The organism is Paenibacillus vini, from assembly GCF_018403325.1.
Classification (GTDB): domain Bacteria; phylum Bacillota; class Bacilli; order Paenibacillales; family Paenibacillaceae; genus Fontibacillus; species Fontibacillus vini.
In genome coordinates, this window is sequence record NZ_BOSL01000015.1 from 62775 (window position 1) to 84804 (window position 22030).

Annotated in this window: 21 protein-coding genes; 5 read left to right on the forward strand and 16 right to left on the reverse strand. The window is 52.7% G+C overall.

Annotation, left to right across the window (positions count from 1 at the left end):
- Nucleotides 1-587 precede the first annotated feature (587 nt).
- Together KJS57_RS20050 and KJS57_RS20055 are read right to left on the reverse strand one after the other, a co-directional pair.
- Entirely contained in the window at nt 588-974 is a 387-nt protein-coding gene (locus tag KJS57_RS20050; RefSeq protein ID WP_213656115.1) for a hypothetical protein, read from the reverse strand.
- A gap of 99 nt (nt 975-1073) precedes the next feature.
- Nucleotides 1074-1388: a hypothetical protein gene (locus KJS57_RS20055; protein ID WP_211023305.1), complete on the reverse strand. Its 315-nt coding sequence runs from the start codon at nt 1386-1388 to the stop codon at nt 1074-1076.
- A gap of 153 nt (nt 1389-1541) precedes the next feature.
- Between KJS57_RS20055 and asnB the strand changes: the two genes are divergently transcribed.
- The gene (gene asnB, locus KJS57_RS20060) at nt 1542-3386 is read left to right on the forward strand and encodes an asparagine synthase (glutamine-hydrolyzing) (protein ID WP_213656116.1); all 1845 of its coding nucleotides are present in this window, start codon (nt 1542-1544) and stop codon (nt 3384-3386) included.
- A 69-nt stretch (nt 3387-3455) separates the two neighbouring features.
- Here the strand turns inward: asnB and KJS57_RS20065 are convergent, their stop codons facing one another.
- The 3 genes from KJS57_RS20065 to KJS57_RS20075 all read right to left on the reverse strand — a co-directional run bounded on the left by KJS57_RS20065 (nt 3456) and on the right by KJS57_RS20075 (nt 6075).
- Entirely contained in the window at nt 3456-4088 is a 633-nt protein-coding gene (locus KJS57_RS20065; RefSeq protein WP_213656117.1) for an XTP/dITP diphosphatase, read from the reverse strand.
- Entirely contained in the window at nt 4088-4849 is a 762-nt protein-coding gene (gene rph, locus KJS57_RS20070; RefSeq protein ID WP_280520397.1) for a ribonuclease PH, read from the reverse strand. Before rph ends, KJS57_RS20065 begins: the two co-directional genes overlap by 1 nt.
- 152 nt (nt 4850-5001) lie before the next feature.
- Nucleotides 5002-6075, reverse strand: coding sequence for a GerMN domain-containing protein (locus tag KJS57_RS20075; protein WP_211023313.1), 1074 nt, complete (start codon nt 6073-6075; stop codon nt 5002-5004).
- 191 nt (nt 6076-6266) lie between these two features.
- Here KJS57_RS20075 and KJS57_RS20080 point away from each other — a divergent pair, with 191 nt between their 5' ends.
- A complete protein-coding gene (locus tag KJS57_RS20080; RefSeq protein WP_211023315.1) occupies nt 6267-6839 on the forward strand; it encodes a phosphatidylglycerophosphatase A family protein in 573 nt (190 codons plus the stop codon).
- Between the two features lie 146 nt (nt 6840-6985).
- Here KJS57_RS20080 and KJS57_RS20085 read toward each other — a convergent pair whose 3' ends face one another.
- The 3 genes from KJS57_RS20085 to KJS57_RS20095 all read right to left on the reverse strand — a co-directional run bounded on the left by KJS57_RS20085 (nt 6986) and on the right by KJS57_RS20095 (nt 10069).
- Nucleotides 6986-7984 carry an MBL fold metallo-hydrolase gene (locus tag KJS57_RS20085; protein ID WP_213656118.1) on the reverse strand — a complete coding sequence of 333 codons (999 nt, stop codon included), beginning with the start codon at nt 7982-7984 and terminating at the stop codon, nt 6986-6988.
- Nucleotides 7981-8736 (reverse strand): class I SAM-dependent methyltransferase, encoded by a 756-nt coding sequence (locus KJS57_RS20090; protein ID WP_213656119.1) that lies wholly within the window; start codon nt 8734-8736, stop codon nt 7981-7983. Before KJS57_RS20090 ends, KJS57_RS20085 begins: the two co-directional genes overlap by 4 nt.
- A gap of 163 nt (nt 8737-8899) precedes the next feature.
- Nucleotides 8900-10069 (reverse strand): peptidylprolyl isomerase, encoded by a 1170-nt coding sequence (locus tag KJS57_RS20095; protein WP_213656120.1) that lies wholly within the window; start codon nt 10067-10069, stop codon nt 8900-8902.
- 216 nt (nt 10070-10285) lie between these two features.
- Here KJS57_RS20095 and KJS57_RS20100 point away from each other — a divergent pair, with 216 nt between their 5' ends.
- A complete protein-coding gene (locus tag KJS57_RS20100; protein ID WP_211023323.1) occupies nt 10286-11641 on the forward strand; it encodes a dipeptidase in 1356 nt (451 codons plus the stop codon).
- Nucleotides 11642-11705: 64 nt separating this feature from the next.
- Here the strand turns inward: KJS57_RS20100 and rbsB are convergent, their stop codons facing one another.
- The 8 genes from rbsB to glpK form a co-directional block, all read right to left on the reverse strand.
- Nucleotides 11706-12623 (reverse strand): ribose ABC transporter substrate-binding protein RbsB, encoded by a 918-nt coding sequence (rbsB, locus tag KJS57_RS20105; RefSeq protein WP_211023325.1) that lies wholly within the window; start codon nt 12621-12623, stop codon nt 11706-11708.
- 16 nt (nt 12624-12639) lie between these two features.
- Nucleotides 12640-13608 carry an ABC transporter permease subunit gene (gene rbsC / locus KJS57_RS20110; protein ID WP_211023327.1) on the reverse strand — a complete coding sequence of 323 codons (969 nt, stop codon included), beginning with the start codon at nt 13606-13608 and terminating at the stop codon, nt 12640-12642.
- Nucleotide 13609: 1 nt separating this feature from the next.
- Complete coding sequence (locus tag KJS57_RS20115) at nt 13610-15091, reverse strand: sugar ABC transporter ATP-binding protein (protein WP_213656121.1); 1482 nt, start codon at nt 15089-15091, stop codon at nt 13610-13612.
- Nucleotides 15092-15105: 14 nt separating this feature from the next.
- Complete coding sequence (rbsD, locus tag KJS57_RS20120; protein ID WP_213656122.1) at nt 15106-15504, reverse strand: D-ribose pyranase; 399 nt, start codon at nt 15502-15504, stop codon at nt 15106-15108.
- Nucleotides 15505-16383: a ribokinase gene (rbsK, locus tag KJS57_RS20125; protein WP_211023333.1), complete on the reverse strand. Its 879-nt coding sequence runs from the start codon at nt 16381-16383 to the stop codon at nt 15505-15507.
- Nucleotides 16376-17365: a LacI family DNA-binding transcriptional regulator gene (locus tag KJS57_RS20130; RefSeq protein ID WP_213656123.1), complete on the reverse strand. Its 990-nt coding sequence runs from the start codon at nt 17363-17365 to the stop codon at nt 16376-16378. The genes rbsK and KJS57_RS20130 overlap by 8 nt, the downstream gene beginning before the upstream one ends.
- Nucleotides 17366-17803: 438 nt before the next feature.
- Nucleotides 17804-18028, reverse strand: a complete 225-nt coding sequence (locus tag KJS57_RS20135; RefSeq protein WP_009225122.1) for a helix-turn-helix domain-containing protein — start codon at nt 18026-18028, stop codon at nt 17804-17806.
- 116 nt (nt 18029-18144) lie between these two features.
- Entirely contained in the window at nt 18145-19635 is a 1491-nt protein-coding gene (glpK, locus tag KJS57_RS20140; RefSeq protein ID WP_213656124.1) for a glycerol kinase GlpK, read from the reverse strand.
- Between the two features lie 200 nt (nt 19636-19835).
- Here glpK and efeO point away from each other — a divergent pair, with 200 nt between their 5' ends.
- Both efeO and efeB read left to right on the forward strand, forming a co-directional pair.
- Nucleotides 19836-20738, forward strand: a complete 903-nt coding sequence (gene efeO, locus KJS57_RS20145) for an iron uptake system protein EfeO (RefSeq protein ID WP_213656125.1) — start codon at nt 19836-19838, stop codon at nt 20736-20738.
- A 3-nt stretch (nt 20739-20741) separates the two neighbouring features.
- On the forward strand, nt 20742-22028 hold the full coding sequence (efeB, locus tag KJS57_RS20150; RefSeq protein WP_213656126.1) for an iron uptake transporter deferrochelatase/peroxidase subunit: 1287 nt from the start codon (nt 20742-20744) through the stop codon (nt 22026-22028).
- The last annotated feature ends 2 nt before the right edge of the window (nt 22029-22030 follow it).

A 22030-nucleotide genomic window follows, 5' to 3' on the forward strand; every position in this document is an offset into this window, starting at 1 on the left:
AGTTTAAGGTCTCTGGTGTCCGTTAGACATTTCCGGCCCGTTCTGCCTGCCAAGTAACTAAGATTGCTGAAATGGTCACACATGCTGGCCGATTACTCTTACACACCCCACTATGCCACAGTACTCAAAACCACGGTGTACCAACCCAGCCCGTAATAGTTTAAGTTAGTTAATGCGAGGTAACACGCAGCTAGATAGATCGGCTCTCGGATGCGATCGTATAGTAGAAGATTTAACGGACATGGTGGACCTTAAGTCGGCTGATTTGGTCCATTTTGATTTCTAACGGACACAGGAGACGCTATTACCGAGAATTTTCCATGCCAAGTTACTTTTTGAGCCAATTAAGGTCTCTGATGTCCGTTAGATTGCAAAACCAGCCTTTTTCCCGAGTTTAAGGTCTCTGGTGTCCGTTAGACATTTCCGGCCCGTTCTGCCTGGCCAAGTAACTAAGATTTCTGATATGGTCACAGATGCTGGCCGATTACTCCTCCATGCGACGCACGCCACGCACGCCATGTAATACCACACCGTACCATGCTTTCCGAGCCACCCAAGCCACTCCACTCCACGTATTGGTTAGGTTATTACGCCTTGCGATCCAGCTCCTCTTGCAAACGGGAGGCGATGCCGTCGTGCGCAAGGAGTCGCTTCAGGAATTGCTCCCGCTGGATCTCGGGAGAGGGCCAGCCGGATTCGCAGAAATCCTCTTCGGCAACCACAGCGGTGGCTTGATGCATGCTGTTGTCAAACCAGTCGGTTTCGAGATCGGCATCGCTCCGGATCATGCGAATGATCTCGTATTCGTTTTTTCCGCCACCGCTCCGGTCCTCGCCCCCTCCCCCGGAAGACCGCGCGATGTACACAAACAAATCGGGATCTCCGACGGCCCCCGCCCTCACCTGGATTTCCGCGCAGGAGACCCCGTCATACTCCGTAGTTCTTCTGAATGTAGCATCTTTAATGTAATACATTTGCAGTGGCGGCTCCCTTCTCCTATTCCTTTTCGTGCTCGTGCTCCTACCCTACTCCTGCTCCTACTCCTTTTCCGGAACCATCATTATCTGTATGTGTTAATCCGAATCAAAACCAAGTGAGCTGCGCAATTGCTCGCGTGTCTCTTCCGTTCCAAGCCGGTAAATTTGCCGATATAGTTCATTAATATTGCTTTGGTAGTTGGCGTTGACATCTTCCTCCGGTGTATCGGGCCAAGGAAAGGTGTACGCGATAAAGCCGCTCGTTTCTTTTTCATCAATTTGCTCCAACATATGACTTATCATGTCAGCTTCTTCCGGTGTCGCGCGGATCACCCATTCATAGGGTGCCGCCCCTTGTTCCTCCAGTAATGAACGCCCCTGAAGCGATACATAGTAAGTGTTTTTTTCCACGTCCATCCCTCCTAACCCGGGGAATAATCCCCTTTTTACTCATAGTTTTCCGTAAAGGACAGACATTTTATGCCTCTGCCAGGCATAATTTGATATTACTTTTCACCGGAACGACGAAGAGAATGGAAGCCGTCTTAGAGAGGAGAAACCAGCATGTGCGGAATTACCGGATTTATCGAATGGAATCGAGATTTGACGACAGAATCGAACCTGGTGCAGTCAATGACATCCTGTCTTGAAAAGAGAGGCCCGGACGCCCAGGGAACCTGGATTTCCGGGCCCTGCGCGTTCGGACACCGCCGCCTGAGCGTCATGGATCCCGAAAACGGGGCCCAGCCCATGATCATTCAGGAGGAGGGGGCGACATATACGATTGTATATAACGGAGAGATCTACAACGCCCCCGAATTGAAAGATGAACTTCGCAGAAGGGGTCGTACATTCCGGACCCATTGCGATACGGAGGTACTGCTTCAGGCTTATATCGAATGGGGACCGGATTGCGTCTATCGGTTGAATGGCATATTTGCATTCGCGGTTTGGGACAGCACGAGGGAGCATGTGTTTTTTGCGAGGGACCGGCTGGGAGTCAAGCCGCTCTTTTACAGTGAAATCAACGAAACCTTGATCTTTGCCTCGGAGCCGAAGTCCATCCTTCAGCATCCCAAGATGGAGGCGGTGATCGGACCAGAAGGATTGGCGGAAATTTTCGTTGTCGGTCCTGCGCGGACACCCGGGCATGGGATTTATCGAAACATGCACGAGCTGCGTCCAGGGCATGTTATGATCTTCAGCCGCGCCGGACTCCGATCCTATGCTTATTGGAAGCTTGAGGCGGAACCCCACGCGGATTCCGTCGACGAGACCGCCGCCAATATCCGAACCTTGCTGCAGGACACTATGGAACGTCAGCTGTTATCGGATGTTCCGGTATGCACGCTGCTGTCCGGAGGTCTTGATTCCAGCGCACTGACTGCATTGGCCGTCGACTATTACCGGCGGACCGGTCAGGGGCAGGTGCATACGTATTCGGTGGATTACGTGGATAACGATAAATATTTTCAGGCTCACAGCTATCAGCCGGGAGCCGATGCGCCCTGGATCAAGCGCATGGTGGAGGAGCTCGGCACGGAGCATCACTGGATCTCCTTCGATACGCCCGAGCTGATCGGCGCATTGCCGGATTCGACTCTAGCCCGCGACCTCCCCGGCATGGCGGATGTGGACGCTTCGCTGCTGCTCTTTTGCCGGGAGATCAAAAAGGGCGCGACCGTGGCCATCTCCGGGGAAGCCGCGGACGAAGTATTTGGCGGCTATCCCTGGTTTCACCGCGAAGAGCTGCTGAGCTCCGGCACGTTCCCCTGGTCCGTGGCTACCGACCTCCGGGCCGGTTTGCTGTCTCCGGAAATCCGTGACTGGATTGCTCCAGAACGGTATGTTGCGGACAGGTACAGCCAAGCGGTGGCCGAGGTCCCTCATCTGGAAGGAGAAACGCCGGAGCAGGCCCGGATGAGAACGATGTCGTATTTGAATATCACCAGATTCATGCCGACCCTGCTTGACCGGAAGGACCGGATGAGCATGGCCGCCGGGCTTGAAGTCCGTGTCCCGTTCTGCGACCATCGTCTGGTCCAATACGTCTGGAATGTGCCTTGGGAGATCAAATCGACCGGAGACCGTGAGAAAGGCATTCTTCGTAAAGCATTGGAAGGTATCCTGCCGGACGATGTTCTGTACCGCAAAAAGAGCCCCTACCCCAAAACCCACAATCCGGCTTATCTTGATGCGGTCAGGGGGCAAGTGCTCGCCATTCTCGACGATCCTTCCTCGCCGATTCTTCCGCTTGTCGATGCAGCCCGGGTCCGCGAGATTGCGGCATCCCCCGAATCATCGACACATCTGCCCTGGTTCGGCCAGCTGATGTCCGGTCCGCAGCTTTTCGCATATCTGGCTCAAGTCAATCATTGGCTAAAGACCTACCGCGTGGCGATCCGATAACCGGACCTGAAATACACAAAAAAACCTTGGCTAGCCTCAAAAAGAGAGGAAAGCCAAGGTTCTTTAAATTTATTCACGCGCCGATGCATTCAGCTTGTCGGCCAGTTCCCGGAGCGCCGCGCCGCGGTGGCTGACCGCCTGTTTTTCTTCCAGTGTCAGCTCGGCGAGCGTTTTCTCGTAGGCCGGCATATAGAACAATGGGTCGTACCCAAAGCCCCCGCCTCCAGCCGGCTCCGAGGTAATCCAGCCTTCAACCGTACCGGTGGCATCGGTAAATTCTCCCGTCGCAGGATCGTACAGGGCGAGATGGCATACGAACCGGGCCGTGCTCAGCAGCGGCTGTTCCGTATCTTCTCCCTGCTGCAGCTTCTCAAGCTCCCTCAGCAGCTTCAGGTTGTTGTCCTCGTCCGAGGCTCCCTCTCCCGCATAACGGGCGGAGTAAACGCCTGGATCTCCGTTCAGTTTATCAACGCACAGACCGGAATCATCTGCAAGCACGGGCTGGCCCAGCAGATCGCCGGCGGTTTTGGCCTTTTTACGGGCGTTCTCTTCAAAAGTCTTGCCATCCTCCACGATCTCCGGAATCTCCGGGTAATCGTACATACTTTTGACGGGTTTGCCGAGAAATTCAAGCGCATGGGCAAACTCGCGCACTTTTCCTTGATTACGGGTAGCGACAATGATCACTGAATCCTCAGCCATTAAACGTTAGCCCCCGTTTCGCCGCCCCGGATCTTAAGCGCAATCGGTCCCAAGACTTCACGCTGCTGCTGTATCATTTCCTGAATTCCTTTTTCCGCAAGAGCAAGCAATCCGTCCAGCTCCTGTCTCGAAAAAGGTTTTTCTTCTCCGGTTCCTTGAACCTCGACGAATTGGCTTTGGCCGGTCATCACGACATTCATATCGACCTTAGCCTTGGAATCCTCCTCATAGTTCAGATCGAGCAGCATCTGTTGACCCACCACGCCAACACTGACTGAGGCAAGATAATCCGTGATCGGAAACACGGGCAGCGAATGCTTCAGGGCAAGCTTGTTCACGGCAATGGCCAGCGCAACGAACGCTCCGGTAATCGACGTCGTCCGGGTGCCTCCATCCGCCTGAAGCACATCGCAATCGATCGTAATGGAACGCTCGCCAAGCGCCTGCAGATCAACTACCGAACGCAGCGCGCGCCCGATAAGACGCTGAATCTCCATAGTTCTGCCGGTGAGTTTGCCGCGAGCCGACTCCCTCTGATTACGGGTTTGGGTCGCCCGGGGGAGCATGGAATACTCTGCGGTTACCCAACCTTTTCCCTGCCCCTTCATGAACATCGGAACTTTCTCTTCCACCGTGGCCGTACACATAACTTTGGTATCGCCGACCTCGATGTATACGGAGCCTTCCGCATATTTATTTATGTCCACGGTCAATTTCATCGGCCGCCGTTCGTTCGCCTCACGCCCGTTTATTCTCATCATTACTGCCTCCTACGTTTCATGCTGTCTTTATGCTTTCCCTATTCTACCAAAGTGTAGGCATAAAAGCATCATTCCATTCCTCCCCCAATCAAGGGCTTCCGGAACAAAAAAAGAAGACCCGCTACAGCAGGTCTTGGTCTGTAAATGACTTCTTACAGCGGAATTTCGTTGATGCTTTCCGGGCGAAGCACCGGTTCCCCATACTTCTGGTTGTCCATGCCGATCACGTCTTTTTGTCCGTTCAACCAAATCCGGACCTTTTTGTCCGGGGCATTCTCGGTTACGGTCAACACCAGCGACTGCAGCATTTGTGCCGGCGGCTTTTCTCCAGCCTCAAACATATCGTCTTCAATGGAGACAGTAATTACACCATCCTCCGATAACTCCACCGCTTTAAGCACCGTATTGTCCGTGAGCACCCGTTCCAGGCCGTCTCCGCGGGATGGCCCTTTGATCAACTCGGTCAATGCGCCCGTGACGGTGTTTTTCTCCGAGGATACGAACCGGGTTACCGGTACGAAGTACTGGACCCCATCCGGCGTCGATGCCGAGAAGAAGACCGTCACCGGCCGGGTCTGAGACAAGCTGATGCCGTCACCCAGCTCCAGATTGATGCCCAGCGTACGGTTGAGCGGCCGATCCAGGGGAGTTCCGTTCACCGGCATTTCATTCAGTTTGGCGCCATCCATCCACAACTGGACGTTTTCGATATCCGGATCGCCAAGCAATGTCCATGTAACGGCCTCCAGAATCTTGCGTTCGTCCGTAGCGGCGTAAGTACCGAACGACTTGTTGAATTCGACGATCGCCAGCTTCTCGTCCTTTTTCAGCGTAACGGCCTGAACCTCCGTGCCTGCCGGCAGCACCCCGCTGAATCCGGTAGGAACCGTACCTTGATAAGGTCCTCCGTCAACGAGCATCTCCAGCATCCGGATCTGCTTATCCGTGGCGTCGCCCTTCGGCAGGTGCAAAGAAACCGGCGCGAGCCAGCCCTGCTCGTTCTTGAGATAGACGGTCGACAACGCTTCCTCCGTTGCGATGCTTGTCCGGCCTGTCCCGTTCGCGGACTCCAACGATTGCAGCATTTGGGCCTCGACATCGCCCGGAGGCGGATCGATTTGCGCCGAAGAGCCCATTCCGAACAGACTGCAGCCTGACAACAAAAGCGGGATCGCCAACATCCCGGCGGCGGCCGTATTGCGTAACTGGCGGTTCCATCTAATCATCGGACATCCTCCTAACATGTTCTCGGGATTGTCCAAAAGATGACTTTTTGAACAACCTCTATTACTATGTATACGAGCCCCTTTTTGGAAAAATAACTATATTTTTCACCAAGGTGGACAAACTGCATCTTAGCTATGTTTTCTAAAAATACGCGAGTTTACCTCAAACAGCGGGAGGAGTAGGTGACGAGATGGAACAAGAAGAAAGAAAAGCGAAAGCGCCTTACAGCCTGAACAGTAAAAAAGTAGCCGATGCTACGAAAGTCTGGCTTCAGAAGCGGGGCGTTAAAATCGAAGAGATCGCGGAACTGGTCATGCTGCTTCAGAAAAAATACTACCCGAACCTGACGATGGAGGAATGCATCCATAATGTCGAGCAGGTACTAAGCAAACGGGAAGTGCAAAACGCCGTGTTGACCGGCATTCAATTGGATATTCTCGCCGAACAGGAACTGCTGATCCCCGAGCTTCAAGATATGATCTCCAATGACGAAGGATTATACGGTGTCGACGAAATACTCGCTTTTTCCATCGTCAATGTGTACGGCAGCATCGGCTTCACGAATTATGGATACGTAGACAAGCTCAAACCGGGAATTCTGGAACGGCTGAACGATAAAACGCTCGGCCCATGCAACACGTTCCTGGATGACATCGTAGGAGCTGTAGCCGCCTCCGCAAGCAGCCGGATCGCCCATCGCAAGCAAACGGAACGGGAGCTGGAGCACGGCGAAGAGACGCTCGGCAAAGATATTGTTCGTTAATCCGCCAAGGGCAAGAGCACAGCTACGAATTCAACTGTAATTTGCCATTAACCGCGAACTTGATAAGCACAAAAGGCCGCCGAGTAATCTCGGACAGCCTGAAAGATGGCGCCCTTTACAAAAAGGGCGCTATTTATTTTGACCGATCATCCTACCGGGCCTGATCTCCTATAAAAGCAGCTTCCATCCGAACCCGGGATTTCAATCGCCCGCCCCTGACGCACCAGTTCGACCAGATGGGCCAGCGCCTCCGACATAGCAAAGCGCATTTGGTGAATACCCAGCTCCATTCCGAACAGGGCGGTACAAATCTCAAAGCCGGTCTGATCCCGTTCGGTCAGCAGCGAATGAATCAGATCCAATCGCTCCTCGTGATGAATTAAGAGGTCCTGCGTTCGCTCCGTAAAATGCGAGAACGGGTTGCGGTGGCCGGGAAATGCCTTAACCACCTTGTAGGCTCCCAGCTTGGAGAGCGAATTCATGAACGATTGCAGCGGCTGCGGATCACTGCCCGGAAGCAAGCTGATATTCGGAGATATCTGCGGCAGAACCGCATCTCCGCAGAGTATAAGGCGCCGCTCCGGATCGTAAAACGACAGATGGCCCGGAGCATGCCCTGCGCTCTCGACCGCGACCCAATCCCGGCCGCCCATTACCAGCGCATCCCCTTCAGCCCAGTAAGTCACCTCCGGGGATGGCGTAACCTGTGCCAGGAAGCCCTCCAGATGTTCCGGCAGCTGCTCATACCAGGAGCTCGGCATCCCGTGCTTACGGTAGAGCTGCAATAGCGCTTCGTTCACGTTGCTATCCGTTCCCCACATCCGCTGCGTCTCCTCATGAGCCCTCCTTGACATGAACACCTCGGCTCCGGTCAACAACTGCAAATAACCAGCCATCCCGTAATGGTCCGGATGATGGTGGGTCACCACGATCGAGGCGATCTCTCGGGGAGAAATGTCCAATTCACGCAGAGCGGTTACCCATTCCGATTCGGCAAGATCGGTCCTTGGACCGGGATCCACGATGGTGACGCCTTCTTCGCCACGGAGGATATAGCTGTTGACCCAGCGCAGCGGCGGGGCCATAGAAATCCGGACCCGAACCAGTTCTTCCTGCTCGAACACTTCAATTTCGGACCTGCTCATGCGCATCGCCGCCCAACCATAATCATCCGGGGCGACGTAGCGGCGTTATAAACCTCCTCGTCATAGCCCCCATGAATGTAATCCAGAACCAAACCAGCCTGGGAGAGCATGGAGGCAAATGCCTCGCTCTTATACAGCTTGATCCGTTCCAGGTAATTCCTTGGTTCTTTATGCATTTCAGTACCATTGTCACGGATGTCCGTAATGGTAATTCTTTTTTTTACAAATCCGTTTTCGATAGCGCGCGTCTCCTTAATAAGCTGTCCGTCATCCACCCGCTCCGACGCGGGAACCAAATGAGCGGCCGTATAATCCGGATTGAGAAAGTCGATAATGAACCTTCCTTCCGGCTTCAGGACCCGGTATATTTCTTTTAACACTTTGAGATGCTCTTCATCCTTCTCGAAATATCCGAAGGAGCTGAACAGATTTACAACGGCGTCAAAGCCTCCCGCAAGCGGCAAATTCCGCATATCCGCCCGAAGCCAGGTTACCCGTCCATCGGGATCGTTCTTCCGGGCTTCCCTGAGCAGGACCTCTGACAAATCCACGCCGGTTACCTCATACCCCGATTCATCCAAAGCCATGGAATGGCGGCCCATGCCGCAGCATAAATCCAATACTTTAGCTCCCGATGGCAGATCCAGCCATTCCATCATCTTATGTACTTCCCGCTTAGCGCCCTGCACGTCGCGGTGTTTATAGACGAGCAAGTAATCTTCGCCGAAGCTTTCCTCGAACCATTCCGCCATTCTGGTCTCCTCCCGACTCATACGCTTTCCTCTGTCTATCTTTTCATAGCCTTAATTGTACCTCCTGAACCATAACGAGACAAACGAAAAAACATACTCCCCCGTATATAAAACAGAAGGGAGCCGAATGGCTCCCCTTGTCCTGCAGTTCAGATAACAGTCATTATTCTGCTGTATTTGTATCCGTTGTCGAAGCTTCCGCTTTGTCGGTCAGCGTATTCTTGATGTCAGCCTTGCTGCGGATCTCTTCAATCCAAGTTCCAGTCAACTGGCCTACCTGTTGAGAAACAAGCCCCTTGCGGATCTCTTCCTTCTTCTCTTCCAGCGTTGCCGTATGGGCTTCTTTACGGTCGGTCAGTTTGATGACCTGATAACCGGCTTCCGTTTTCACAGGGCTGCTGATTTCATCTTTTGCCAGTTTGAAGGCCGCATTCTCAACAGCTTCTTCCACTTGCCCGCGGGCAAAGAAATCGGTATCCCCGCCGTTAGCCTTCGTGGCTTCATCCAGCGACTTGCTCTTCGCCAGTTCGGCAAAATCCTTGCCGTCCTTCAGCTCTTTAATAATTTCTTTCGCTTCGTCTTCCGTCTGTACAAGAATCACGGATGTCCGTACTTGCTCCGGCGTATCGAAAGAAGCTTTGTTATCTTCAAAAGTTTGCTTGATTTGCTCATCGGTGACCTTCACCTGCGGCTCAAGCAGTTGGGTCAAAAGCTCATTCATTCTGATATTTTCGCGCAGATCTTCCATGGTCATTGCGCTGGACGCCAACGCTTGTTCCAGGTTCTCTTGGGAGCCGAAATTCTCTACGTATTTTTCGATTTCCTTGTCGATCTCGGTATCAGGATACACAATGTTTTGCTTTTTCGCTTCTTGGTCGATGAGCTTCATAGTGATCAGTTTATCCAATGCCTGCTCATTGGCACCGCCTACAGACATTTCGTCATAAAGCTGATCCTTGGTAATTTCTTCACCGTTGACGGTAGCGACAGCCTCGACCTTCTTCCCGGAAACGAGCGGGATGATTACGGCTGCGATCAACAAGACCGCAAGCACCAGAGAGACGATTTGCCATACTTTATTGCCATTGCCTCCGCCGCCGGATTGTGGCGCTTCCGCCTCCCCTTCCGACTCCGCCTCTGCCTCGGAATCCTGTTCCGATATCAGAGCCATCGCTTCTCCTTCATGGACTTGAGGAATAAAGCTATCCTCCTGGACCGATGCCTCCGGATCCTGAACAGGGGCTTGTCCTTCTTCAGCCACGCTCTCGGAGACTTCCGGCTGATCCTCCGGTTCTTTTATTGATTCTAAATCCTTATTCTCTTTCTCATCCATTGATCGATTGACTCCCTTCATTAATAAGACAGCTTTCTCTTCTCTTATGACTTTACCAGAATTATGCCCCCGTTACCTTAAGGAATTATAAAAAAACCGGGACTATTTTTAATTTTATTTTAATGTATCCATACTAAATCCAAACCTGTCATTCGTGTTATGCGGGGAAAAGGTGTAAAATGATGGGGAGAATATGTTCGGGAGGAACTGACAACCATGGATTATCAAGCCTATTTTCAAAGTAAAAAAGATGCGCATTTAAAAGAACTCGGCGAACTGCTTACGATTCCGAGCATTTCCGCCCTGTCTGAGCATAAAGCCGACGTATTGAAGGCGGCGGAATGGGTCGCCGAATCCCTGCGACGCGCCGGCATGGATAATGTAGAGGTGCATCCCACAGCGGGACATCCCGTCGTAACCGCAGAGCACCTGCATGCTCCGGGTAAACCAACCGTCCTTGTATACGGCCACTATGACGTTCAGCCGGTCGATCCCCTGAACTTGTGGGAAACGCCTCCGTTCGAGCCGTCCATCCGCGACAACAAGCTGTACGCTCGCGGTGCGACCGACGATAAAGGCCAAATGTTCCTGCATGTCAAAGCCGTCGAGGCGATTCTGGCCCAGGAAAAAGAGCTGCCCGTTAATATCAAATTCTGTATCGAAGGCGAAGAAGAGGTGACCAGCCCGAATCTTCCGTCCTTCCTGGAATCCCACCAGGAGCAATTGGCGGCCGACGTCATCCTGATCTCGGATACGGCGCTGCTGGCACCGGGAAAACCGGCGATCTGCATCGGGCTTCGCGGACTTTGTGCGCTTGAGGTATCCATACACACCGCCAATACCGATTTGCACTCTGGTACCTTTGGCGGAGGCGTACCAAACGCGCTGCATGCTCTCGTTGCCCTGCTTGCAACCCTGCATGATGAACAAGGGCGTGTTGCAGTTGAGGGATTCTACAAGGGAGTTCACGAACTGACGCCGGAAATCCGTGAAGAATTCGCGAAGCAGCAGTTTGACGAGGAACAGCTTAAGCAAACGCTGGCCTTGACCGAACTTTACGGGGAAGAAGGCTACTCCTTCGTTGAAAGAACCGGCGCGCGTCCGACTCTTGAACTAAACGGCGTCTACGGCGGTTTCCAAGGAGAAGGTACCAAAACGGTCCTGCCGAAAGAAGCGCATGCCAAAATTACCTGCCGTCTCGTAGGCGACCAAGATCCGCAGGACATCATCGACAAAATCGAGAAGCATCTGCATGAGAACCTTCAGAAAGGTGCAACTCTTCAAGTGAAGGCCACCGAGAAAGCCCGCGCTTTCACGTGCGACCCTTCAGATCCGATGCTGCAAAAAGCGGCTGACGCGTACGAAAAGGTGTACGGAACCCGCGCGCTGTTTACGAAGGACGGCGGCTCCATTCCGATCGTGGAAACCTTGTCCCGCGTATTGTCGGCTCCGGCCGTTATGATGGGCTTCGGTCTGCCGGACGAAAACCTGCACGCCCCGAATGAACATTTCAATCTGGAAAACTTCGATAAGGGCCTGCTCACCATCGTGGAATATCTGAAATCGCTGTAAAACACAAAAAGGCCGTTCCCGCGTCAGTTCGTTATGACCGGGAGCGGCCTTTTTTTATCTTTGCCTATTCCTTTGTTACCAGCTTCAATGGCGCCGGGATAGACTTCTCTACCGTTTTGCCTTGAAGTACATCATGGGCGGCCTGTACCGCGAGTTGTCCGATCAGCTCAGGCTGCTGTGCCACAGTGGCGGTCAATTGGCCCGCCTGGATCGACTTCAGCGCATCCTCATTACCGTCAAAGCCGATAACCGGAATATCCTTGCCGGAGCTTCGGATAGCTTCGATTGCGCCGAGCGCCATTTCATCGTTGTGAGCAAATACGGCCTGCACATCTGGGTTTGCTTGCAGCAGGTTTTCCATTACGTTCAAACCTTTAACGCGGTCAAAGTCCGCGGTTTGCTTGGCGATGACTTTGAGATCCTGATCCGCCACTTCATGGAAGCCTTTGCCGCGTTCGCGGGTGGCCGATGCGCCTGCGACGCCTTCGAGTTCAACCACTTTGGCTCCTTTACCGAGCAGTTGCACGATGTATTCCGCAGCCATCTTACCGCCTTTGGCATTGTCCGAAGCGACCAGCGCTTCAACTTCCCCTTGATCTGCGGAACGGTCCAAGGTGATGACCGGGATGCCCAAGTTATTCGCCGATTGCACTACCGTCGAGATCGCGGCCGAATCGGTCGGATTGATCAGCAAGACGTTGACGCCTTTTTGCATCAGATCGTCCACATCGTTGCTTTGTTTAGCCGAATCATTTTGCGCGTCGACAACGATCGTTTCAATGCCGAGCTTATTCGCTTCGTTTACTACGCCGTCTTTTAAGGAAACAAAGAACGGATTGTTCAAAGTGGAGACGGACAAACCGATTTTCATATTTTTAATGTCCCCGCCCGTTTTGGGCTTGGCCCAGCCCGGCGGTTCCAGAGAACAGCCGGTGGTCAGGATCAGCAGAAAGGCTGCCAGCAGGATCGTTAGCTTTTTCATAGTCAATTCTTCCCCCTTATGCGGATTTCTTGCGGTCGATGAGGACGGCGATCAGAATGACGATCCCTTTGACTACCATCTGGTAGAAGGATGATACGCCCAGCATGTTCAAACCGTTGTTCAGCGTACCGATAATCAGTGCGCCGATGAGCGTGCCGACGATACGGCCGCGGCCGCCGGAAAGGCTTGTTCCGCCAAGGACAACCGCCGCAATCGCGTCGAGTTCATAGGAAGTACCGGCGGTTGGCTGCGCCGAATTCAGACGGGAGGTCAGAATCGCGCCCGCCAATGCGGACATCAGACCCGCCAGGGTATAAATCATAATTTTTACGCGGGATACTTTAATCCCGGACACGATTGCCGCTTTTTCATTGCCGCCGATCGCATAGGTTTTGCGTCCGAAGGAAGTTTTGTGCAGCACGACCCATAGGATCGCAAACGTAATGATCATCGTAATCGCCGGCACTGGAATACCGAATTGGTAGCCGCGGCCAAACAATTGGAATGTCATGCTGTCGCCGAGTCCGGTAATCGGATTCCCGTTTGTGTAAACTAGCGTCAAGCCTCTAAAAATCGTCATCGTGGCCAGCGTTGCGATAAACGGCGCCATTTTCCCCTGGGTAATCAGGAGACCGTTCACCATCCCCATCACACCGCCGAGCAGACAGCCGACAATGATCGCGAAGATCGGATCAAATCCGGAAACCATCATGTTCGCCACAAAAGCACTGGATAACGCCAGGATGGAGCCGACGGACAAGTCGATGCCTCCGGTCAGGATGACAAAGGTCATGCCGAACGCGATCAAGGCGTTGATCGACACCTGACGGAGCAAGTTCAATATATTAAGCGGTTCCAAAAAGCTTGGATTAAGGATCGAGACGATGATGATCAATATCGCCAGACCGAGCAGCGGACCTAACTTCTGCGTGATTTGCGAAAGCTGGAATCCTTTGGCTGCGCTTGCTTCATTCTTTGTTGTCATATTACTGTCCCCCTGTAGCCAAAGTCATTATTTTTTCTTGCGTCGCTTCTTCTTTGCTCAATTCCCCTGTAATGCGCCCTTCGTGAACCACGACGATACGATCACTCATGCCGAGCACCTCCGGCAATTCAGAGGAAACCATGATGATGGCGACCCCGTGCCCCGTCAGTTCGTTCATTAACTGATAAATTTCCCGTTTGGCCCCTACGTCGACACCCCGGGTCGGCTCGTCCAAAATCAGCAGCTTGGGACCGATTCCTACCCACTTTGCGATAACCACCTTCTGCTGGTTCCCCCCGGACAAATTGCCTGCCGACGTTTCGGAAGTGTGGGTTTTGATTTGCAGACGTTTGATTAACGCGTCTACGAAGGCCTTTTCGCTTTGTGCCGAGAGCAGACCCTTGGAAGTAAAGCTTTTCAAGCTTGGCAGCACCATATTTTCACGGACCGAGAAGTCCAGAACCAATCCTTCATCCTTGCGGTCCTCTGTAATAAATCCGATTCCGAGCTTCACCGCGTCGGCCGGCTTGCGAATAACGGCTTTCTTGCCGAAGACGGAAATCTCGCCGCTGTCCAGACGATCGAGGCCAAAGAGGGCTCTCATCATTTCCGTGCGTCCCGAGCCCATTAAGCCGGAAAAGCCTACAATCTCGCCAGCCCGCACCTGGAAGCTCACATTCTCGAACATGCCTTTACGTGAGGCGTTCTTCACTTCGAGAACCGTTTTGCCAAGCGATGGCGTCCGTGCAGGATACCGCTCGGTGAGCTCCCTGCCGACCATTTTCTTGACCACTTCATCAAAGCTGGTTTCCGGAATGTCCTTCGTATCCACGGTCCGGCCGTCACGCATGACGGTGATCCGATCGCAGATCGTAAAAATCTCCTCCATCCGATGCGATATATAAACGATGGAAACGCCGTCCTTTTTCAGCGATGCAATGACTTCAAACAGCTTCTGGATCTCCCTTTCCGTCAGTGCCGAGGTCGGTTCATCCATGATGATTACCTTTGTATCCGTCAGTAGCGCTTTCGCAATCTCGATCATTTGCTGCTGGCCAACCGAGCATTCCCCGGCTTCTACACCAAGCGGAATATCGACGGACAATTTCTTGAATTGCTCGTTTGCAAGCGTCTTCATTTCATTGCTCTTCAGTAAACCCCATCGCGAGGAAATTTCCCTGCCGATAAACATGTTCTCCAGCACGGTCATATCCGGCCAAACGTTCAGCTCTTGGTGAATAAAAGCTATCCCCCGGCGTTCCGCTTCTTTCGGGTTTGCAAAATACGTTTCCTCGCCGTCGATGAGAATGGTGCCCTCATCCCGGGCATGCAGCCCGGTCAGTATATTCATTAGCGTCGACTTGCCAGCGCCGTTCTCCCCCATCAGGGCGTGAACCTCACCTTCGCGGAGGTCAAAATCAACCCCGGATAACACCTGGTTGGAACCGAACGCCTTGTGAATCCCTTTCATTTGAATCTGCATAACGGGTCCTCCTTTTAACCGAAATAAACTCCTGATTGTAAAATAATGTTGGCATACGGTTTGGCTTCTCCCGTGCGGATAACGACTTTCGACTTCCGCGTCAGTTCCTTGAATCTTTCATGAGGACATTGCTCTATGGGTTTGCCCCCAAACTTCTGATCTATATAACGGAAAGCTTCCGGATTGTCCGTCTGCATTTCTTCCGCGATGACGACCGTTTCGATCTCCATATCGGCTGCAATCGCGTTGACCGTGTCTTCAAAGCTCGGAGATCCGAGTGTTAGCGCCAGGTCGATCTTTGGCACGCCCTCCGGTACGGGAAGTCCGACATCCCCGATGACGATTGTATCCGTATGGCCTAGGTCGGCAAGAACTTTGGATATATGACTGTTTATGATTCCCTGCTTCTTCATTTACAATTGCGCCTCCACTTCCCGGCGGGTCGGCATGCCGCCCTGCGCCCCGAATTTCGTGACCGACAATGAAGCGGCACGATTGGCAAAGCGAACGCTCTCATATAGCGGCTGCCCTTCGGCCAAAGCAACGGCAAAGGCCGCGTTAAAGGTGTCGCCCGCGCCCGTCGTATCCACAACCTCCACCTTATAGGATGGAACGAGCTTTTCTTCACTGCCGTCAAAATAACGAACACCCCGGCTGCCCTCGGTAATGAACAGCTTGTTCGGATACTTGCGCAGCGCTTCGGAAACGCTAAGATCCGGGAACAAAATAGCGGCTTCATGTTCATTCGGCGTGATATATGCCGCATTCTCGATGACTTCCTCCTCTAACGGCCGGGCCGGTGCGGGATTCAGCAAAAGCGGAATGCCGAGCTTTCGGCAAATCCGGCTGACATGGGTTACGGTTTCCACCGGAATTTCCTGTTGAATCATGACCATAGCGGCATCTTCGAATGCTTGGATCGATTTGTCGACATAAGCCGGTGTAACCTCATTATTCGCTGCTTTCACAACAACAATGCTGTTGTCCCCTTCAGCCAGAATGATGTGGGCCGTTCCGCTTTCCATGTGTGTAACCGGTTCCACATAATCGATAGAAACCGCATTCCGTTTAAAGTTGTTTAAAATGTCTTGGGCGAAATGATCGTCTCCCACGCGGCCGATCATCGTTACATCGGCACCAAGCCGTGCCGCAGCTACCGCCTGGTTAGCTCCCTTACCGCCGGGAACCGTTTTGAAGCTTTCCCCTAGTACCGTTTCACCGGCTCCGGGACGCTTAGATGAGGTTACTACAAGATCTATGGATGAACTCCCTATCACAACAATTTTAGTCATTTTTCTCCGCCTTTCTGGTCGTATCCCGCTCCGTAAACGTAACAGGCATCTGAATGGTATGGTTATCCAATGCTTCTTTCTCAATTAATTGGATGAGCAAACGAGCCGCTGCTCTTCCCATTTCGTAGGCCGGCTGCCGAATCGTCGTTAGCGGCGGTGTCAGCAGGCTGCTGAGCGGGATATCGTCAAACCCGATAATCTGCACGTCCTCCGGAACCTTTTTGCCGAGCCGCAAAGCTTCATGGAGCACCGCCGCAGCCACGATATCGTTACTGGCAATGACTCCGTCGGTGTCGGGAACCTTGCGAAACACTTCCTTCGCCCAAACGCCCGCTTCCGCGATGCCGAACGAAGAACTCTGGATCACTTGAAAAGCGATATCCAGATCCTTCAGTGTTTCCGCCGCTCCCCGAAATCGGTCCATCGCCGGCCGGACTCGCTCAGGCCCCTGAATCACCGCAATATTTCGGCTTCCGCGAGCAGCGATCTCCTGGGCAGCCAATCTCCCGCCCTCATAGCCGTCCGAGTAAACGGAGGGACGATTGTCCATCGTACGGTCCAAAAACACGACCGGAATGTTCAGCTTGCGATAAGCATGGGTGTCCGGATCGTTGGTGGAAGCAATCATGCCGACTACATTATTTTGCACAAAAGTTTGAATATATTCTTGTTCTTTACTTGATTTCTCATCGCTATTGCCAAATATGATCCGAAAGTCATTCTCCTGCATCTCATCCTCCACCCCGCGAGCAAGCTCGGGAAAGAACGGGTTGGCGATGTCGGGCAGCAGCAGGCCGATCAGCCTCGACTTTCGTTTGTAAAGGGATCTCGCAACTTCATTCGGCGTATAATGCAGCTCCTTGATAGCGGTTTCAACCTTCTTGCGGGTGTCCTCATGTACATAGCCTGTCTCATTGATGACCCGCGAAACGGTCGCTACCGAAACGCCTGCATGTTTTGCCACATCTCTTATTGTAGCCATCTCAACTTATCTCTCCTCATTGTGGAACCGGTTACACATTTAAAATAACACATTGAATTTGACTTAGCAAGATTTGATTCGCAGGGGATTGTTACCATGTGGGCACAGCCGTTCTATGTTACAAAGATATTAATACACACCTTGAATGATAATGCCCTGTAACCTATTGGTTTCTAATATCTCTGCGTAAATCATAACCAAGAGTATGACTATAACAACAAGAAGCGAGGCGATTAACATTAATAATTTGCGATTATCCATAGTAACCTATTTCCTCCTTCTTAACTTACTCGGGAATTATTGCAGTCTAAAAAGGCTTTATGAATAGCTAATAATCAATCATCAAGTTTATGCTTATTCTAGCACAAAAAACCTTCTTTCCTTCCCGCCGCAGCGGGTAAGAAAGAAGGTTCACGGTTTTCTGACCTTCAGAAACCGTCAGATTTTCAATTCCCCAAGCTTGATCAGCTCGACAACCGCCTGCGCACGACCTTTGACATTCAACTTTTGCATCACGTTGGAGATATGGTTGCGTACGGTTTTCTCGCTGATAAACAGCTGGCCCGCAATGTCGCGCGTCGTTTTATCCTGCACGAGGAGTTCGAAAACTTCCCGTTCACGATGTGTCAACAGAAATTTGCTGTTACGATCGCTGCTCTTCAAAATGCGTCACCCCTCCTTGCTCGGGTTTTATGGTTTAACAAGGTTAAGGGATACAGTCAACACATATTATGAAGAAACAGGGGCAATGGTGCCGTAAGAGTCTAAAATGGGCGGGTCTATTTAAAAGCCATCGCGGCATGCACCGCTTTCTTCCATCCTCCGTATAACGATTCCCGAACCTCCGTCTCCATCGTTGGCTCAAACCGCCGATCAAGACTCCAGGTCCGGCAGATTTCGTCCCGGTCGCTCCAATAACCTACCGCCAGCCCCGCTAAAAAGGCAGCTCCCAGAGCCGTCGTTTCTCTCACCACTGGACGCTCCACCGGCAAATTCACGATGTCGCTCTGAAACTCCATCAAGAAGCCGTTCGAGACGGCGCCTCCATCCACTCTCAGCTTGCGGACCGTAAATCCGGAATCCTGCTCCATCGCTCCAAGGATGTCCTTGGTCTGATAAGCCAACGATTCCAGGGTCGCCCGGATAAAATGCTCCTTGGTTGTTCCTCTCGTCAAACCGAACACCGCTCCCCGGACATCGCTGTCCCAATAGGGGCTGCCCAGTCCGACAAAAGCGGGTACCACGTATACGCCTTCCGTCGAATCGACGCGGGCAGCGTAAGCTTCGCTGTCCTTCGCATCCCTGAACATGCGCAGGCCGTCTCTGAGCCATTGAATGGCCGAACCGGAGACAAAGATACTGCCTTCCAGCGCATATTCCACCTTGCCGCCAATCCCCCATGCAATGGAAGTAATCAAGCCATGTTCCGAGGCCACGGGCTTCTCGCCTGTGTTCATCAGCATGAAGCAGCCGGTGCCGTAGGTTGTCTTGATCATCCCCTGCTCGAAGCAGGTCTGGCCGAACAAGGCCGCCTGTTGGTCGCCGGCCGCACCGGCGATCGGCACTTGTTCCCCGAAGAAATGATAAGGGATTGTCGTCCCGTAAATTTCCGAGGAAGAGCGGACTTCCGGAAGCATGGCCTTCGGTACGTCGAGCAGCTTGAGCAATTCATCGTCCCAGCACAAATCATGAATGTTGAACATGAGCGTCCGCGACGCATTGGAATAATCGGTTACATGGAGCTTACCGCCCGAGAGCTTCCAGATCAGCCAAGTATCGATCGTTCCGAAGAGTAGCTCTCCCTTCTCCGCCCGCGCCCGGGAACCCGGCACATGATCAAGGATCCACTTCACTTTGGTGCCGGAAAAATACGGATCAATCAGTAATCCCGTTTTCTTCCTAAACGTATCGTTCAGGCCCGCTGATTTTAATTGTTCGCAAATATCCGCCGTCTGGCGCGATTGCCAAACAATTGCCGGATAAATCGGGTTACCGGTCTCTTTTTCCCAGACTACCGTCGTCTCGCGCTGGTTCGTAATGCCGATTCCCGCGATTTGCCTTGGCTTGATACCGGATTCGGACAGACAGGAAGCGATAACGGCAAGGATGGAGCCCCAAATCTCATTTGGCTGCTGTTCCACCCATCCCGGCTTGGGAAAATACTGCGGAAACTCACGCTGTGCGGAATGAACGATAACGCCCTCCCGATTGAATAAAATCGCCCGCGAGCTCGTTGTCCCTTGGTCCAAAGCAAGGATATATCTTTCCAACCACCATTCCTCCAGTCCGTAAATAGTTGATATTTTTTAATAACGCTTACAATGCAGCTTTTTTAATAATAACTCGCCGCCATAACAATTCGCCACTCCCAGGTGCGTTAGCCGAAATAATTTTTATTGACGGAGCAACCGATTCTGATTATGATGTTAAACGATACTGATAATCATTATCATTTAAGGGGATGTATTCGATGAAAAAACAACATTACTACGTGCCTGTTGCCGCTGCGGTATTAACCGCCGCTCTTCTGCTATCTGGCTGCAATTCAGGCGATAAAACGGCCAATACATACAATAGCTCCGGTGCCGAAGCCGGAACAACAACCGAAGCAGCCGCAAATGAAGGAAACGCAGCCGCTGCCAACGATTCTGAGTTCACCGCTGCTGTAGAACAGTACCGGGCTTATGTAATTCAAGAATGCGATGCCTTTGTAACGGAAACCGAAAAATTCGTGAATGCGGTAAACGGCGGCGATATTGAAACGGCTAAATCACTCTATGCCCCGTCTCGTATGCACTATGAAAGAATCGAACCGATCGCGGAGGCATTAGGGGATCTTGACCCGAATATCGACGCCCGCGACGGTGACGTAGAAGCTTCGGAATGGCGCGGATTCCACCGCCTGGAAAAAGCCCTATGGGAAGATAAAACAACCGAAGGGCAGCAGGAGTTTGCCGATCGGCTGCTAAGCGACGCCAAGCTGCTTCGGGCCAAAGTTGAGACGGTAGAAATCGATGCTTCTCTTCTGGTGACCGGGGCGGTGGAGCTGCTTAACGAGGTCTCCACTTCCAAAGTGACCGGAGAGGAAGAACGCTATTCCCGGACAGATTTATATGATTTTGCCGCAAATTTGGAAGGCGCCAAGAAAATATATGAGCTCTTGCAGCCAAACTTGGCGGAAAAGGATGAGAACCTCGACAAGCAAATCGCCGATCGTTTCACGGCGCTTGAAGCAGAGCTTGCCCCCTTCAAAGAAGGCGAAGGATATGTCTCCTACGATAAACTCCAGGACAGCGATGTCCGGAATTTAAGCCAGAACCTTGACGCTTTGGCCGAGCCATTGTCCCAAATGGGCAAATTGTTGGGAGTGTAACTTATGGAAGATTTAAACACGGCAGACAGCCTGCTGAATAAACGCCTGAGCCGCAGAGAGATGCTTAAAATCGCCGGAGTCGGCGGAATCGGCCTGCTGCTGGGCGGCGGGGGCGCCTACGGTGCTCTTGCCGTCAAGGAAACGCTAGCGAAAAACTCCGCCCCGTCGAAGGGCGATGCATCCGGCAGTCGAGTCGGATTTTATGGAGAACATCAGGCAGGTATCATTACGCCTGCCCAGCATTTTTTAAGCTTTGCTTCCTTCGATTTAACGACAAGCTCACTGGCGGATGTGCGGCAACTGTTCCAGTCCTGGACGGAGGCGGCAGCTGCCATGACCTCCGGCGATCTAATCGGAAACAGCAATAACAATCTTAACCTGCCGCCTTCCGACACCGGGGAGACCGCGGGTCTTTCCCCCTCCAAGCTGACCATTACGTTCGGGGTCGGCCCCTCCTTCTTTGACAATCGGTTCGGTTTGGCCGGGAAGCGGCCGACTACTTTTGGAGAACTTCCAAAATTCCGGGGCGACGCGCTTCAAACGGAATGGTGCGGCGGCGACATCGGGGTGCAGGTCTGCGCCGACGACCTGCAAGTGGCATTCCACGCGGTCCGTAACCTGGCTCGTATCGCCCGCGGCACGGCCGTTCTGCGCTGGATGCAGGACGGCTTCCAACGTACAGGACCGGCTGACCCATCCAACGGAACGCCTCGTAATCTAATGGGATTCAAAGACGGGACCGGGAATCCGGACATCGCCGACGCTCAGGCGATGAAGGAGATCGTCTGGGCCGGCTCCGGTGACGGGGCGGCCTGGATGAAGGGCGGGAGCTATCTCGTTGCGCGGCGCATCCGGATGCGCATTGAGATCTGGGACCGCTCCACCTTGGATGATCAGGAGCGAACCTTCGGTCGCCACCGCGATACAGGGGCGCCGCTCGGTATGAGGGACGAGTTCGCTCCCCTCGATCTGAACGCGAAGAATACCGCGGGTGAACCGGCGCTTCCGATGAATTCCCACTCCCGGCTTGCGCACATGGATGGGGCGACCAAAATATTGCGTCGGGCCTATTCCTATACGGGAGGCATGGATGCCAAAACGGGGCAACTGGATGCCGGTCTCTTCTTCATTAGTTATCAGAGGGATATCCAGAAGCAATTTATCCCCATGCAGCAAATTCTGGCCGCCAGTGACAAGCTTAATGAATACATTGTCCATGTCGGCAGCGCGGCATTTGCCTGCTTTCCAGGAACCCGTCCAGGCGGGTATATCGGTGAGACGCTTTTTTAAGG